Below are 16,194 nucleotides of genomic sequence, written 5' to 3' on the forward strand. Positions count from 1 at the left end.
TGAACGGTTGATTTCTCAACCGGACAACTTTTATATCATACTGCCATTGACAATCAATGTCAACAACTTTTTTTTCATAACCTTGTTGAACTTCGCGGCGAGTAATGCGTTACCGCTCCGACACAACTTAATTAGTATATCAATTTGTGCTAACCAAGTCCAGAACTTTCGGAGAAAAAAATGAAATTTTCTTTAGCGGGTAACGATAACTCTTTCAACAAATAAAAGTTACCAATCCGCGTCCCTTAAGGGCTGTCTCTCGAAGAGCACGAAAACTATTATCTCTAAAATGGGGCCTCACGTCAACAACTTTCTGTAAAACAACAGCATTTACCATTTGCGGTTGCATGAATCGACACTAGGGGCATCGCGCAGTCGCGACCACCACGCCTTCTAGCCACCGTATCAGCGCAATCATATCCCAACCCAATAAAAACAAACGGGGCGTGCGTCAAGCGATTAATTTCGCCTAACGTACACCCCACTACTACTACTAGCAACAAACCCGGACTAATCGACCCTTAAGTCCGCAATGTTGACGCGCCGGTCTACCCACGAGTCATCGTAAAAGCCCTCTTCGTGAGAGACCAAGATTACGGCACCCGGATATTCAATGAGCGCACGCCGCAACGCCGCTTTGGTATCATCATCTAAATGGTTGGTCGGTTCATCCATGATGAGCATGTTGGTTGTCTGCATCATCAGGTCCGCAATCTTCACCTTGGACTGTTCCCCACCAGAAAGTAACGTCAACGGCTTATCCACGTCTTCACGCGTTAACGCTGTTCGGCTCAGCACTTGCCGCAGCGTGCGTTGAGTGGCTGCTGGGTACTTACTCATCATGAACTGCAGTGGTGTCTGCTTGGGCACATCCCAACGCAGTTCCTGTTCAAAGTAGCCCACCATCACGTTTTGAGCAATATCGACCGTGCCGCCCAGTGCCGGCAGCTTGCCGAGTATTGTCTTCAGTAAGGTAGACTTCCCCACACCGTTAAATCCTTCCAATGCCATCACTTCATCGTGACTCAAAGTAAAGTTCATCGGCTGCAGCAGCGGCTGATCGTAGCCCACACTCAAATCGGTCACGTCCAGCAGCACCTGGCTGTTCTGTTCAATGAAGGGAAAAGCAAATTTGGCCTTCGCGCGGTTACCTGGTGGCGTCAACCGCTCCATATGCGACAACTGCTTCTCCCGGCTCTTAGCCGACTTACTACGACTACCGGCCTTAAATTTACGGATGTACGCCTCCGTCTTCTGAATCTGCGCCTGCTGCTTGTTAAAAGCCTTCATATAAGTTTCCTTATTGGCTTCCTTCTGCCGCATGGCCTGGTGCAGACTCCCCGTATACTTCGTGATGGTCGCAAACTCAATATCCAATATCGCGTTGGTGACCTGCTCCAAAAAAAATCAAAGTCATGGGAGATAACGATAAAGGCGCCCTCGAACTCCTGCAACCAATCGGCTAACCATTCAATATGCGATTTATCGAGGTAATTAGTCGGTTCGTCCAGTAAAAGCATGTCTGGCTCTTCCAATAGTAGCTTCGCCAAAATAATCTTCGACCGCTGCCCCCCAGACAGTTGGTCCACTGGGTGATCCAACCCGATGGCCGTGAGCCCGAGACCACTCGCTACGGTCTCAATCCTGGTATCAAGGTTATAGAAGTCGGCTGCCTCCAACTCTTGTTGTAGCGTGCCCGCCTTAGCCAGCAACTCATCATCCGGATTAGTGGCATAGTCAGCATAAATTGCGTTCACCTTGTCCGCTTTGGCGTAGAGTTCTGCAAATGCGGTTTGCAAAAAGGCCATGATGGTCTGGCCGGGAGCCAAATTCGCGTACTGGTCCAGATAGCCCACATTTAGGTGCTTCTGCCAAACAATCTTACCGTCGTCTGGCGTCACCTGACCCGTGAGAATCTTAATCAGCGTACTCTTACCGGCCCCGTTTTGACCGACCACGCCCAGGTGGTCCTCCTTATTAACCTGAAAGTTCGCGTCCGTATACAATTGCTTGTCTACAAACTGCTGGGATAGTCCCGTTACCGTTAGAATACTCACCTGTCAGACCCTCTTTTTTTCTATATAAAAGGGGCGCATTATGCTGCGCCCACCGTTCAACTCAACGATTCACGCTACCACAGTCCACCTGGTGCGTCAATTTATCCGTCCAGTTCACCCGCACACACGCCTATCCTTTTTGTGCTCCTTTGCGTCACTCTTAACCGACCAAAAAAACATTTTCTATCGTTATAGTATGCTAAAATTAGGTATCAAACGAGTGGAGGCTAGAATCTTGGAACCTACGGAAAATAAGAGTGGGAGCACCTGGCGCTGGTACTAGAGCTAGTCGTGCTCTTTGCGGCAGTTTTTATCATCACCCAGCTATTGATGACCTATGTTATTAGCAAAGATGAAGTCCAGGGTGCATCCATGGAACCAGGGCTGCAACAAGACGACCGCCTCATTTCATTGCGGCACAAGCAAATCAAGCGGAACGACATCGTGGTCGTTTACGCGCCGGACGCTACCGACAGCAAAACCGGCAAACCCGAACTGTACATAAAACGGGTTATCGGTATGCCTGGAGACACGGTCCAAAGTAAAAACGACCACCTCTACATCAACGGCAAGTTGGTCAAACAGCCGTACCTCAATAAGAAGTTTATGCAAAAGGAAATCAAAACTATTGCCCAGCAAGAGGGTTTGGACGCCAGCAAGGTCAAGTTCACCTACGACTTCACCTTGAAAACGCTGAAGAGCACTCACCGGTCAACGGTACCCAAGGGCGAATACTTCGTCATGGGTGATAACCGGATTATTTCTCACGACGGGCGGGCATTCGGCTTCCTCAAGCGGAGCCAAATTCAATCCGTTGTGGTCATGCGGTACTGGCCACTAAGTAAGTTCAAGTTCTACTAGATTGCCAATAAAAATCACCCTCGGCCCAATTGGACTGAGAGTGATTTTTTTTATGCCATTATTTACGTTCCAGGATGGCTTTGCCCAAAGCATAATTGCGTTCATGCTCACTAGCTGGCATCAGCATCCCCCCGGTTGCCCACACGATGTGGTTGGCGTGCGCCATCGGGTAGCGACTCGCTAAATATGGCTGTGCCATCCGTACCGCCGCAAAGCCGGCCGTAGCACTTGGCTCCAGCTGCATCTGCTGGGTATCCATCATCTCCGCCGTATAGGCCAGCACGCGGTCGTCATCAAACGTGGCGATTCCCTGCAAAATGGTGCGCAGGACGTGCCCGGCTAGCCGCGACGGCCGACCAACTGCTAAACCATCGGCTTCGGTCAGACCATCCAGGCCAATATCGTAAACCGAGATATCCTCGTTCATACCCGTGGCCATCCCCAGCACCACGGATGGAACGTGGGTCGGTTCGGCAAAGATGGCGTGGACGTTCGGCCCCAGGATGGTCTTCAGCCCAAAGGTGGTGCCACCCGGTGAGCCCCCAACGCCCGCTGGCAGGTAAACAAACAGGGGGTGATCCTCATCCACGGGAATTCCCTGGTCGTGTAACTGCTTTTGCAGACGAATTGCGGCCACACCGTACCCGAGGAAAAGGTCGGTACTACCCTCGTCGTCGATGAAGAAGACGGACGGGTCAGCCGCAGCCAACTTACGGCCAGTATTAATGGCCTTGGTAAAGCTCCCATCGTACTCCACCACGTTCACACCTTTGCTCCGCAGTTTGTCCTTCTTCCACTGCTTAGCATCGTGCGACATGTGGACGGTGGTGTTAAAACCAAGTTGCGCAGCCACAATCCCGATTGACAGACCGAGATTACCGGTTGAACCCACGGCAATGCCGTAATGACTAAACAGTTCGCGGAATTCTGGTTCATTCAACTTGGCGTAGTTATCCGCATACGCCAGCATCCCGTGATCTATCGCTACAGTCTCGGCAATTTTCAACACTTCGTAAATGCCACCACGCGACTTGATCGAACCGGAAATAGGCAACTCGTTGTCCGCCTTCAGGTACAGATCACCCGGAAGGTCGTAACCCTCACGTTGGGTCACGTGTTCTTGCATTGCACGGATGCGGTACAGTGGGGATTCGAGAATCCCATCGGTAGCAGCGGTCTCCGGAAACGCCACGGCCATGTACGGGCCAAAGCGGTGATACCGTGCCTCCGCGTCAAACAAATCTTCCTTGGTCAACGGCAGCTCGCGACGTCGCCGTATTCCGGGTTCACCCACATTGTCTCCCGTTCGGCCGCCAAATCGGCCACAACCGGGTACTGCGCAATCAAATCCTTTAGTTCCATTACACTTAGCCTTTCTGTTTCCCCAATAATTGGCGGAACTCCGCGGGGCTCCGCTCTGTTCCCTAGTCGAGCTGCACATGGCAAAAACCTCCGTGTAACCCACTTGGACAATGAAGCCAAAACCGGGCTTCGCCGCCCAAGCACGTTACACTACGGTTTCTGAACGCCATGCTCCGCTCTGTTCCCTTAGTCGAGCTTCTCCCCGCAAAAGTCGCCGTGTAAGTCACACCATACACAAAGCCAAAACCCGACTTTCTGGCCGGTGTACCTTACACTCTGACTTTTAACCGCGGGGCTCCGCTCTGTACAAAAATAGACCACACACATGGCCTATTCTGCATTAACTGTTGGTATTTTCGCAACCCCTAATGTCAGGTTATCAGTATATACGTGAAAAGTCGGACCAAAACTTACGATCATCGTTAGGTGATCGGGGGTAGTTGGAACCCAACCGATGTAGATGCCATCGGGTACTGAGACGCCGAACCCGGAACGGTAAACATCTACCGTTGGTCGTACTGGCGTGGTGGTGGAGGTTGAGCGGCTGGTCCCCGCGACGGCTGCATGCCCGTAGCTCTGTTAGAAATTACTGCCAGTTAGTGCTTTAGCACTTACTGGCAGTTATGACTTACAGAATCAAATTGGCTAGACCGAGCGGGTTTTGCTCGGGTTACGGCAATTCGCAGTAGCCCGGCACGGGCGGGAGCGTAAGGCACGTAGCCGGTCGCGGGGACCAGCCGCTCAGCCGGAGCCACCTCACCAGTACGACCGGCCACTAGCAGCCGCCACTCGAGCGCATGTTAATCATCCATGTGGTTTTGACCCTCACGTGGGCCGTCCGCAGCGTCACTATCCGGGTTGTCAGCCGCATAACGAATTCGTACCTGCTCGTAGAAAACGGCGATTGTCGCCTGAATGTACGGTGTAACGTACAGCTCTGCCAGACCCAACGTCAGGGCGGACAACAGGTACCACGGGATAAACGACAGGTACATCACCAGCAGGTCGGCTTTGTAACCCCGCATTAACCGCCACGAATCACCCATAATTGTGAACGCGCCACGGTTGTCGCCCCGCTGCCTTGCATCGTACAGCAGGAAGTAAACCAGCCGCAAACCTAGGCCGAAAATGATACCGGGAACGTAAAAGAATGCCGAGCCCACGCCCACAATTAGCGTGACCAATACGTACATTATCAGCATCGAGAAGAAGTACGTACTATTAAACAGCTTGAACATGATGTCAAAGACGCGCAGAGGCCGGTCGGGGTTCCGCACTACGTCCAAAGTCGTCAAACTGACACCCGTAAAGAAGTAAAAGGTCAGCAAATTAGCAAACAGCGACTTCTTCTGCGTGTCCATTGTCGCTTGTTGCACCCGATTGATAAAGTCCGCGTCGCTCAAACTGGTTACCTGGTCCATAACCTGCTTTAGCCCCATACCCACAACAATATTCAAAATTAACATAATGACCACCGGCAGAATCAGGGCCAGCGCTAGCTTCAACCGGACACCCGGATGGTTCAAACGGTCCTTTGCCCTGGCCTTCATTTCTGCACGCGTCATAAACAAATCATCATTCATTAATTAGCACCATTAGCCCTTTTCCAATAACCGCCGTGTTCGCCAAGTGGGACGTTCGCGCGCCCGGGCATCCGCAATCGTGCGGTTGATAGCCCGGACGGCCGTCAGTTGCTGCCCCAGCAAACTCAGCGTGTCATTACTCGTCGTCAATGAACCCGAACGTACTCCGTAACGGTAGTCGGGATGAGCACCAAAGTAAAAGCGCTCTGCGTGTATAGCATACCGCACAGTAAACAATTCGTCTTCCATTGCGTCCAAATCTTCGTCAAACTGCAGGTTGTGCGCCGTAATGATTTGCCGCCGAAACATTTTGTTCCATAGATAACCGCGAATAGCTCCCGTGGGCGCAACCACAGCGGCCATAAATTCATCCTGCGTCATTAAACGGGGCAACTGGCCCTCGCCAACGACCGTCTCGGCACCACCGCGTTGCACAATATAGGGATTGGCGACCACATCGGCGTCGCTGGCCTCTATTCCTTCAACAAAGTGGCGAACGTAATCGCGCCCCATCCAGTCGTCGCCGTCCACAAAGATGACGTAGTCCCCTTTGACCAATTCCAGCCCCGCATTACGAGCAGCAGCCACCCCACCGGCAGGCGTGAGCGGCAACAAACGTATGCGCTGGTCTTGCGTAGCCGCCCGCGCCAAAATTACGGGCGACTGATCGTGTGAGCCATCATCAACTAGGATGATATCCAGGTCCTGATAGCTCTGGTGCCTGAGGGCGGTCAGCAACCGGGGCAAATACTGTTCAAGATTATGCACGGTCGCAATTACCGAGACCAATTGACCCACTATCATCACCCTTTCTAGGTATCGTACTTCCATTATATATGTCTACGGGCCGGAAGCCTACGTTAATTACTTTTGTTTGTGGACACAAAGAGCATAATACGCGCCCATTTTCTACGTTATATTACCGTGAAAGTGGGGGAATGTAACATTCAACCCCCCTATTTTGAATTCCGCCGCCCAAAAAAAGCCATATTTTCTTCACAAAGCAAAGAAAACGCTCGTTACATTACGCGTGTGTTACAACGTTGCAGAAAAAGCGGCTTTTGTAATCTAACTGGCACTCCCATGACATGAACGGGCCGTATACTGCTCCTTGTTGAGAAGCAGTGGGTAACCACCGGCATATAATTTTGGGAGTGAATAGTTATTAAAGTTGCGTATATGAAGTGGGTAGTGACAACGGCGTTTGCCATTATCCCAGGGGTAATGTTTGCACAGGCCAGTACGATTGTTGACGCGTCTAGCAACGCCCAGCAGTCCGTCAAGGTTAAAGTACAATCTGGGGATACCCTTGAAACATTGAGCGAACAATACAGTGTTAGTTTGGATGATATCGCCAAAGCCAACCACATTCAGTTGAACAAACTGACGCTTGCTAGCGGTTCCACTTTGACTATTCCAGACCAGGGCAGCAAAATCACCCCGGGCACCAACGAATATAACGAAGCAGAAAAAGAACTACAGGCCGAAGCTGACGCTAAGGCTCAAGCAGATGCGCAGGCTAAGGCCGACGCGGAAGCCAAAGCAAAGGCGGATGCCGAACAAGCCGCCAAGGATCAGGCTCAGGCCCAACAAGCTAGCGCTGCATCCCAGGCCAGCACGTCTAGCAACGCTACCACCACTAGTACAGCTAACACGAGCACTAGTGGCAAGAGCTACGGTACGTTCAAACTGAGCTTCTACGACCCTGCAGTTATGGGTTCCAGCCTCGGTTATGGTGGTGTGGCCGCCAACCTGTCCGTCTTTCCTAAGGGGACACAGTTGAAGATTACCCTGTCTGACGGTACGGTTTGGTACCGCGTCGTCAATGATACTGGTTCGTTTGCTAGCAGCAACAGCCAACAGTTAGACGTCGCTATGCCGAACAACCAGATTCCTTCTGCAGGGGTGCTCAGCGCCACCGTTGAAGTAATTGGTTAATTAAATTAGATATTGTAGAACCCCGATTGTGGTCATGACCATAGCCGGGGTTTTTGTGTACACCACTGGCATAACAATGGTCAGTACCGGAATCCGCCCACACGCCAGCGGCCAACACCATCCACCCCACGCCTCCCATCGCGTACGTTTATATACGGGCACCGTATACGGCTACCCACGTTCACGCCAACTCGGGCCCGATACGATACAAATAGGGCCTAGGTGCATCCACTTCGACGTGGTGCGCCTAGACCCTGTTAATGCCATCCTATTATGAGTTAGTACCCGCCCCCACCATAGGAGCTTGTACCACCATACGCGCTGCTGTCAGTACCGTACGTTGACGTTGTCCCAGTGTCATACGTACTGCTTGAACTAGTGTAGTACGAGGTCGTCGTACCATCAAAGAACGCCGAATTCGTGGCATTCAGCCGTGTATTGAAATTACTCAACGTTTCCTGTGACTGACCCAACTGTTCGTGGATACGGTCGCTGGCCTTTTGCAATGCCGACGTAGACGCCACCTGGTAGGCGGAGCCATCAATCATCGCGTCATTCCCCTGCAACGTATACTTCTTAATGTTGTTACCAGCTTTACGGTAATCGCTGTTCTGCGCCATGGACAGTAGGTCGTCAAAGGTGAGGTTCATCTTCAGGCTACCCTTGAGGGAACCCAACACGCTCTCGTACGACGTCAGCGTCTTTGCGGATAACAGTGACTTGACGATTGCCTTAATGACTTGCTGTTGACGCTGTTGACGACCGTAATCACCCTTGGGATCCTCGTAACGCATCCGGGCAAACTGCAACGCGCGCGTACCGTTTAAGTGTGCTTTACCCTTGGTGAAGTCCCCACCATCATGGTCTGGATCACTCCAACTGAACGGTACCGTCACGTCCACACCACCAACGGCATCCACAATCTTCTTCAGACCGTTCATGTTCACGGTAATGTAGTAATTGATCTTGATGTTCAGCAGGTTCTGAACGGTTTTAAGGGTTGTTTCTTCCCCGCCACTAGCATAAGCCGCATTAATTTTGGCAATTTCCCCAGTCCCAGAAATTTTTGCGAGCGTATCACGGGGGATACTGGTAATCGTAGTTTTGTGCTTCTGCGGATTAATCGTGACAATTTCAATGGAATCGGAATTCCCTTTGCCCCAACTAGCACCACGACCTAACGCACCGGTATCGGTCCCCAGCAAGAGGATGGAAATGGGCTTTTCATCCTTAATCAGCTTGCTGTTGGCCTCTGCACTAGCAGTAGTTACGTTAGCGTACGTACCATTAACCGCCGTCTTGGTTTCCGAAAAGACACGGAACCCATAAGCACCCACCAGAAATAAAATGCCGATGAACGCAAAACCTAAAAAGCGCCACACCGGATGGTGGGGGGCGCGCCGAACCTTCTTGGTGCCATTCGAACGTGAATCCATTTACGTACCTCTCTCACGGTTTTTGCCGTAATGGCAATAACACGTATTCGCCATTAATCGAGAGAATTATACCATAAGGAAACAAATGTCCCGTCGCGTTATTGCTTCGTTTAGGTTTTTTTTAGTGAAAATGTGTCAGGTCTGTAATCATTTTGCCTTATTCGGTGGGCAAAACTGATTCGTCAGCGGAAAATGTTGGGTCCACCCGTAGTTGGGCGATCCGCGCGTCGCCCCAATCACACATCGCGTCAATAATCGGCATTAACGAGTGCCCCAACGGAGTGATTTGGTAATAGACCTTCTTGCGCGGTCCGAGTACTTCTCGGCGGCTAATCAGCTGATCCTCCTCCAGTTCCCGTAACTGACTAGTGAGCACCTTGTGTGTCACTCGTGGTAACAATCGCCGTAAGTCGTTAAACCGAAACGTACCGTGCGCATCTAGATGGCACAGAACAATCAGCTTCCACTTACCCGCAAACATTGCGAGCGTAAACTCCTTGGCACAGCTATAATCGCCGTCCTGTAGGCGTGCGAGTACGTCTTTGCGGACTACATCTGTCATTTGCTTCTCCTTATTGTTAAGTGGCATGGGGTGCTATTGGCCGGTGGAGACGCTACGCTATCATGAAGATAAGAGCGTTCTCCAAATTGATAGCAGGGCACTTTTATGTGCCCTATTGCCCTCTCACCGGACTAAGTATAAATTTGATACCGTAGTAGTTCAAGCAGTTGCCCTGCACAAATTTGGCAACCAACTTACGGAGGCATATCTAATGAAATACCGACAACTAGGTAAAACTGGCTTCAACATCAGCTCTGTTTCACTCGGCACCTGGCAACTTGGTGGCAAGTGGGGCGCTCCCTTTGACCAGGCGGACGCCGATGCCACCCTCGCCGCTGCCTACGAGCAGGGCGTTAATTTCTTCGACACCGCCGATGGCTATCAGGACGGCGCGAGCGAACGGACCGTGGGCGCCTTTGTTCGCCAACACCCTGACGTGCATTACACCACCAAAATCGGACGCAAAGAAACACCCCTCAGCGCCGAACACTTTAATCCTGACCACCTGCGCCGCTACGTGCAGGACTCCATCCGCAACATGGGGACCGATAGCCTGGACCTCGTCTTACTCCACTGCCCACCCATGCAAACGTACTACGACCCCGAGATGTTCTGGACCCTTGACCAACTGCAAAAAGAAGGCCTGATTCAGCACTACGGGGTCAGCGTCGAACGCGTCGAGGAGGCCATCAAGGCCCTCGACTACAACGTGGCCGCGATCGAAATCATCTTCAACATGTTCCGCCTGCGCCCGGCCGAGTTGTTCTTTCAACTCGCCCAGCAGCACAACGTGGGTATCCTGGCCCGCGTACCCCTCGCTAGCGGCCTGCTAACGGGGAAGCTCACCGCCAACAGCCACTTTGCGCCCACCGACCAGCGGAGCAATAACCGCCACGGCGAACTATTCGACAAGGGTGAAACCTTCTCCGGCGTGGACTACCTCACCGGTGTTAACGCCGCCGATGAACTCAAAGAACGCTTGGGGACCGACAACCTTGCGGCCACCGCGCTGCGTTACATCCTCATGTACGACGCCGTCAGCGCCGTCATCCCCGGCGCCAGCAACCCCGGCCAGATTGAGCGCAACACCGTAGCCGCCGATCTACCTGCTTTGACCGCCGACCAGATGGCCATCGTCCAGGACGTCTACGACCGCAAAATCAAGCGCCCCGTACATTACCTCTGGTAGCGGTTGCATTATTTGCTTTGCTAACTGCCCCAACGCCGGACGGTTGTGCTAAAGTAATGTTAGTACTGATAATTAATAAGGAGGAAACACAATGGCTCACTTAACCAAGTTAACCGACACGTACACGCTCAGCAACGGGGTCGAAATCCCCATCGTTGGCTTTGGTACCTGGCAAACGCCAAGCGGCGAGGTTGCCAAGGACTCCGTCAAAGCCGCACTGGATGCCGGCTACCGTCACATTGATACCGCAGCCATCTACGGCAACGAAGCCAGTGTTGGCGAGGGACTGAAAGCTAGCGGCGTTGACCGCCACGATATCTTCCTCACGACCAAGCTGTGGAACTCTGACCGTGGTTACGACAACACGCTCAAGGCTATCGACACGTCTTTGGCCAAGCTGGGGACCGACTACGTGGACCTCTACCTCATCCACTGGGGCAATCCCAAAGCCTTCCGCGACAACTGGCAGGAAAGCAACGCTGAAACTTGGCGCGCCATGGAGGAAATCCTCAAGTCCGGCAAGGCGCGTGCCATCGGTGTTTCCAACATGCGCGTCAAGCACCTGGAGGAACTATTCAAGACGGCCAACACCAAGCCAATGGTCAACCAGCTGTTCCTGAACCCTAGCGACATGCAGGAAGAAGTCACCAAGTTTGACACGGACAACGGCATCCTGAACGAAGCGTACAGTCCACTGGGCACCGGTAAGATTTTCGGCGTGCCCGAATTGCAAAAGATGGCCGAACGTTACGGGAAGAGTGTGGCCCAGCTTGTACTACGTTGGAGCCTACAACACGACTTCCTGCCGTTACCAAAGTCCGTTCACGCCGAGCGTATCCAAGAAAACGCCCAGCTCTTCGACTTTGAATTATCCCACCACGACATGGAACTGATTGACGGACTCCACGGTGTGGCCGGATTGGCGCAGGACCCCGACACGGTGAACTTCTAACCGCCGTTAGCTCAGCATTATAATGATTAAATGCGCGTGCAGACGCCACCCTCAAAAGGTGCTGCACGCGCATTTTGGTTATCTACGGTTTAATTTTAGGTGCTGGCATACGTTTGTGCTAAACTGACATCAGCGTAACTACAGGAGGAAAAACTATGTTTGAACCAACCAAGAAGCACCGTGTCTCTGACGCGGTTGCGCAAACCTTCCCCAAAGAAGTCACCGACCAGATTTTTCAGGTCGTCAACCTCATGGTTAAGGCCAACCAGATTGTTGTCGCACCCGTCGCCATCATTTTCTCGGACGATTTCACCGACGACGAGCTGTACGCCATGATGATTCAGGGCAACGCGGCACCGGCGCAGGAGTTCCCCATCACCTACAAAGGTGACAAGCCATTCTTGGGCCACGCCTACATCCTTATCGTGAAGGATCACCCTAAGACCATCTCCATTGACTTTAGTGCCGCCAACGACTTGCCAGATAACCTGAAGAACAACAACTAACCCATTCAACAAAACAACCCCAACGGGAACGCCGCTGATGCCCTCTGAGCATCCGCAGCAAGTCCTGTTGGGGTTGTTTTGTCTATCATCGTGAATTACTTTGTCCACGCCGTGTAAATCTTGACTAATGCCTGCGTCCCGTCATCCCCGTGGCCGGCGTCAACCAACCGTTCGTACAGCCGCTTGGCCGTCTGCGTGGCGGGCAAATCGAGACCAATCTTATCGGCCTCATCAAGCGCAATCCGCAGATCCTTCAGAAAATGCTTGGCAAAGAATCCTGGTGTGTAATCACCTTTGAGTACCCGCGGACCGTAGTTATCCAGACTCCAGTTAGCCGCGGAACCCGCGCCCACGGTCGCCAGGACGTCGTTCAACGCCAACCCCGTTGCGAGCGCGTAAACCAGCATTTCGGTCAAACCAGTCATCGTGCCGGCAATCATAATCTGGTTCGCCATTTTGGCGTGCTGACCCATGCCGGCCTCGCCAAAGCGGTGAACGGAACCGGCAATTACATCAAAGATCGGTTGCAGGGTCGCCATGGCCGCCGCATCGCCGCCGACCATCACCGTCAGCGTACCGTTCTTTGCACCAACATCGCCACCCGAAACCGGCGCATCAAGGCAACCACGCCGCGCTCACCGGCAGCGCCGTAATCTTACGGGCTAACGTGGGCGTGCTGGTAGTCATGTCCACTACCAGCTGGCCAGGTTCAGCACCCGCTAAAATACCGTCGTCACCAAAGTAGATATTCTCCACGTCCTGCGGGAACCCCACCATGCTCATGGTGATGGCAGTATCCGCCGCGACTTTGGCTGGCGTCTCCGCCCAGCGTGCGCCACGATCCAATACTGCCTGTGCGTGGGCCTTTGTGCGGTTATACACCGTCACCTCGTAGCCAGCACCCAGCAGGTTGTTAATGATGCCAGTACCCATAACGCCGGTACCAATAAATCCTATTCGTTGCATATTAATCCCCTATTCGTAATTACAACAACTGTTCCAATTCTGACAGCCGATCCTCAAAGACACCGAACGCCTCTTCCAGGTAGTCGGGCTTGGTCATGTCGACGCCGGCTCCACGCATAGTATCAATGGCATACTGAGCCGAGCCACCCTTGAGGTATCCAAGGTAATGGTCGACCGCGCCGGTGGTACCCGTGGTAATCCCTTTGGCCAAGTCGTGGCGGCCGCAAAACCGGTGGCGTACTGGTAGACGTAGTAGTTGTAGTAGAAATGCGGGATGCGTGCCCATTCGAGACTAATCTCGGGGTCCGCAACCAGCGCGTCACCGTAATACTTCGCGTTAATCGCAGCGTACTGGTCAGACATGGCGTCGGCCGTCAGCGGCGTACCTGCCTGATCCGCGCGGTGAATCCAATCCTCGAACTCGGCAAACTGGGTCTGCCGGAAGATGGTACCTTTGAACCCGTCCAGGTAATAGTTCAACAGGAACGCCCGGACCTGCGGATCATCATTATGCTTCAACAAGTAATCTGTCAGCAGGTTTTCGTTCGTCGTGGAGGCAATTTCGGCCACAAAGATTGGGTAATCACCGTACATGTAGTCCTGGTTGTGGCGCGAGTACCAGCTGTGGACGGAGTGCCCGGTTTCGTGCACCAAAGTGTAGAGGGAGTCCAGCGAGTCGTGCCAGCTCATCAAAATGAAGGGGTTGGTATCATACGCACCGCCAGAATAGGCACCCGAGCGTTTATTGCTATTCTCCACAAAGTCGACCATCCGGTGATCGTAAATGTCGTGTACGTGGCTAACGTAGTCGTCACCCAGTACGCCCAGGGCACGTTCCGCCTCACCCTTAGCCTCCACGATGTTGTAGCTCAACGCAGGTTTCCCGGTTAGCGGCGTGTACAGGTCGTAACTGTGGAGTTCGTCCAGTCCCAGCACGCGTTTGCGCAACGCTACATACCGGTGCAACAGCGGCAAGTGGGCGTTGACCTGCTCCACGAGGGTGGTGAACACCGATTCGGGGATGTGGTTACCGTTGATGGCCGCGGCCCGAGCGCTTGGATAACGATGCGCCTCAGCGCGGAAGTTATCGGCTTTGACTTTGCCCGACAAAGTGGCGGCGAAGGTGTTACTCAGTGAATCGTAGGTGGCATAGAGGGATTCGAAGGCTCCCTGGCGCACATCCCGGTGCGTGCTATGGATCAGCTCGTCGTACAGGCCATGGCTGAGTTCGACAAAGTCGCCGTCGTCGTTCTGCACCATGCCAAAGTCAATGTCAGAATTATTCAGCACGTTAAACGTCTTCTCGGTCCCGTCCAAGGCGTCGCCGGCCGCCGCCAGCAGGCTCTCGGTGGCGGCATCCAGCACGTGGTCGCGCTCCGCCGTGATGCTATCGAGAAAATGATCGGCGTGCTGCAGTTCCGGGTTCTGCGCAACCCAATCATTCAGGGTATCCGCAGGAATGGCGATGATTTCAGGATTCATGAAGGCTGTGGCGCTAGAGAAACTGGTCGCTAGGCTCTCAACGCGGGCCTTAAAGCCCAGGTACTGGCTGTTGCCAGTATCCTGATCACTTTTCAATGACGCGTACACGTACACTTTTTCCAGGCGGCGGAACGCGGCCAGAATCTGATTGATACCGCTAGCTAACGCGTCGGGGCCTTGACCCAACGTGCCTTGCAACGCCTTTAAATCGGGAATGAGCGCCTGTACAGCGGTAAACTCCGCTTGCCAGGCCGCGTCGTCAGCAAAAATCGTGGATAAATCCCAGGTGAGGTCGGTGGGTACTTCGTCACGTAGGTAGAGTAGCTGTCATAATGAACACCCTTTCGTAAAGCTTTTGCCCATATGTTAGCACAGTTTCACGGCTACGTGTGACCTCCAGGTGGCCGTGCTGGCAAAGCGGTGGTGGGGCTGGGGCTTGCGTGTCCCACGCCGTGAGTTGCTACGTTAGTGGGTTCCGGCGGCGTCGGTCGGACCGGTGAACTGCGGCTTACGTGGGGTACTCCATGGTAATCCACTGCTAGGGCGAAGGCTCCAACCCGCCAAATGCGGGCGTGTTTCCGCCGCGATTTCAAGCCTGCCCGGAAAACCACCGGTCAGTCTTGAAATTCGTCGCGTTCTAATGGCTAAAGCCATAAGAACGTTACACCCCGGCAGTGGTTACCATTCCGCCCCCCACACGCCTCCGCTCCCCGGTCCGACCGACGCGGCCTCACGCTACTATAGAACTCACGTCTCCAGACACGACGCCTCCACCCCACCACCACTTTGCTGGCACCCGCTAGTTCGATTTTCAGCAGATATAATGTTCTAACATTTAGTATCTAAGTCACAATTCCAAACCGCCATGCCTAGTCACCATAGAGTAAGGGGAACTACCTAACGTTGGTTGCACAGGGGCAACAGCTGGATCTGCCAAACGAGTGATTACGGTACAGCTAACACGTCGTCCCACCCAAGCGGTAGGAGTACGCGGTAATGATTGTCCGCTCTCCTGTTGATACGGCTGTACTCTCAGTAACTGTGCTTTGGTACGGAGGCGTCGTGTCCAGAGACGTATTTGTGACGACAGCACTGGGAGAACGAGGCCTTGAATACATGGGGTCTCCTACACCGAGACTTTGTTGGCAACTGCAGCTTCACATCGTGCGTTATCCGCCAATTAGCGGGAACCGCGGGCGGGGTTTGGGGTGGAGGTGTCGTGTCCGGAGACGTGGTTGCTGCGACCCCATAGCGCTGTTCGAGCGTAGCGAGTTACGGCGGCAATTCTTTGAGACCGCGA

At 53.2% G+C, this 16,194-nt stretch carries 9 protein-coding genes and 4 pseudogenes; 5 read left to right on the forward strand and 8 right to left on the reverse strand.

Annotated elements, in window-relative coordinates; translation table 11 throughout:
- Positions 1–510 precede the first annotated feature (510 nt).
- Positions 511–2,057 (reverse strand): annotated as a pseudogene (locus tag JCM12539_RS11230) (ABC-F family ATP-binding cassette domain-containing protein).
- 267 nt (positions 2,058–2,324) lie between these two features.
- On the opposite strand from JCM12539_RS11230, the gene lepB reads away from it, so the two are divergent.
- Positions 2,325–2,918, forward strand: coding sequence for a signal peptidase I (lepB, locus tag JCM12539_RS11235; protein ID WP_054651552.1), 594 nt, complete (start codon positions 2,325–2,327; stop codon positions 2,916–2,918).
- 58 nt (positions 2,919–2,976) lie between these two features.
- Here the strand turns inward: lepB and dsdA are convergent.
- The 3 genes and pseudogenes from dsdA to JCM12539_RS11250 all read right to left on the reverse strand — a co-directional run bounded on the left by dsdA (position 2,977) and on the right by JCM12539_RS11250 (position 6,661).
- A pseudogene (gene dsdA / locus JCM12539_RS11240) lies at positions 2,977–4,280 on the reverse strand (D-serine ammonia-lyase).
- 800 nt (positions 4,281–5,080) lie between these two features.
- A complete protein-coding gene (locus JCM12539_RS11245; protein WP_162204142.1) occupies positions 5,081–5,845 on the reverse strand; it encodes a DUF975 family protein in 765 nt (254 codons plus the stop codon).
- Positions 5,846–5,875: 30 nt separating this feature from the next.
- Entirely contained in the window at positions 5,876–6,661 is a 786-nt protein-coding gene (locus JCM12539_RS11250) for a glycosyltransferase family 2 protein (RefSeq protein WP_056956202.1), read from the reverse strand.
- A 426-nt stretch (positions 6,662–7,087) separates the two neighbouring features.
- Here JCM12539_RS11250 and JCM12539_RS12905 point away from each other — a divergent pair, with 426 nt between their 5' ends.
- Positions 7,088–7,801, forward strand: coding sequence for a LysM peptidoglycan-binding domain-containing protein (locus JCM12539_RS12905; RefSeq protein ID WP_082405515.1), 714 nt, complete (start codon positions 7,088–7,090; stop codon positions 7,799–7,801).
- A 278-nt stretch (positions 7,802–8,079) separates the two neighbouring features.
- On the opposite strand, the gene JCM12539_RS11260 is transcribed toward JCM12539_RS12905, so the two are convergent.
- Together JCM12539_RS11260 and JCM12539_RS11265 are read right to left on the reverse strand one after the other, a co-directional pair.
- Positions 8,080–9,237 carry an LCP family protein gene (locus JCM12539_RS11260; RefSeq protein ID WP_082405513.1) on the reverse strand — a complete coding sequence of 386 codons (1,158 nt, stop codon included), beginning with the start codon at positions 9,235–9,237 and terminating at the stop codon, positions 8,080–8,082.
- A 157-nt stretch (positions 9,238–9,394) separates the two neighbouring features.
- On the reverse strand, positions 9,395–9,799 hold the full coding sequence (locus JCM12539_RS11265) for a winged helix-turn-helix transcriptional regulator (RefSeq protein WP_054651558.1): 405 nt from the start codon (positions 9,797–9,799) through the stop codon (positions 9,395–9,397).
- A gap of 211 nt (positions 9,800–10,010) precedes the next feature.
- On the opposite strand from JCM12539_RS11265, the gene JCM12539_RS11270 reads away from it, so the two are divergent.
- From JCM12539_RS11270 to JCM12539_RS11280, 3 genes are all read left to right on the forward strand, one after another.
- Complete coding sequence (locus JCM12539_RS11270) at positions 10,011–10,988, forward strand: aldo/keto reductase (protein ID WP_054651560.1); 978 nt, start codon at positions 10,011–10,013, stop codon at positions 10,986–10,988.
- A gap of 91 nt (positions 10,989–11,079) precedes the next feature.
- Positions 11,080–11,940 carry an aldo/keto reductase gene (locus tag JCM12539_RS11275; protein ID WP_054651562.1) on the forward strand — a complete coding sequence of 287 codons (861 nt, stop codon included), beginning with the start codon at positions 11,080–11,082 and terminating at the stop codon, positions 11,938–11,940.
- Positions 11,941–12,095: 155 nt separating this feature from the next.
- Positions 12,096–12,446 carry a hypothetical protein gene (locus tag JCM12539_RS11280; RefSeq protein WP_054651564.1) on the forward strand — a complete coding sequence of 117 codons (351 nt, stop codon included), beginning with the start codon at positions 12,096–12,098 and terminating at the stop codon, positions 12,444–12,446.
- 95 nt (positions 12,447–12,541) lie between these two features.
- Here JCM12539_RS11280 and JCM12539_RS11285 read toward each other — a convergent pair.
- Positions 12,542–13,418, reverse strand: a pseudogene (locus JCM12539_RS11285) (NAD(P)-dependent oxidoreductase).
- A 13-nt stretch (positions 13,419–13,431) separates the two neighbouring features.
- Positions 13,432–15,164, reverse strand: a pseudogene (gene pepF / locus JCM12539_RS11290) (oligoendopeptidase F).
- Between the last annotated feature and the right edge of the window lie 1,030 nt (positions 15,165–16,194).

The organism is Lacticaseibacillus pantheris DSM 15945 = JCM 12539 = NBRC 106106 (assembly GCF_001311175.1).
Lineage (GTDB): Bacteria > Bacillota > Bacilli > Lactobacillales > Lactobacillaceae > Lacticaseibacillus > Lacticaseibacillus pantheris.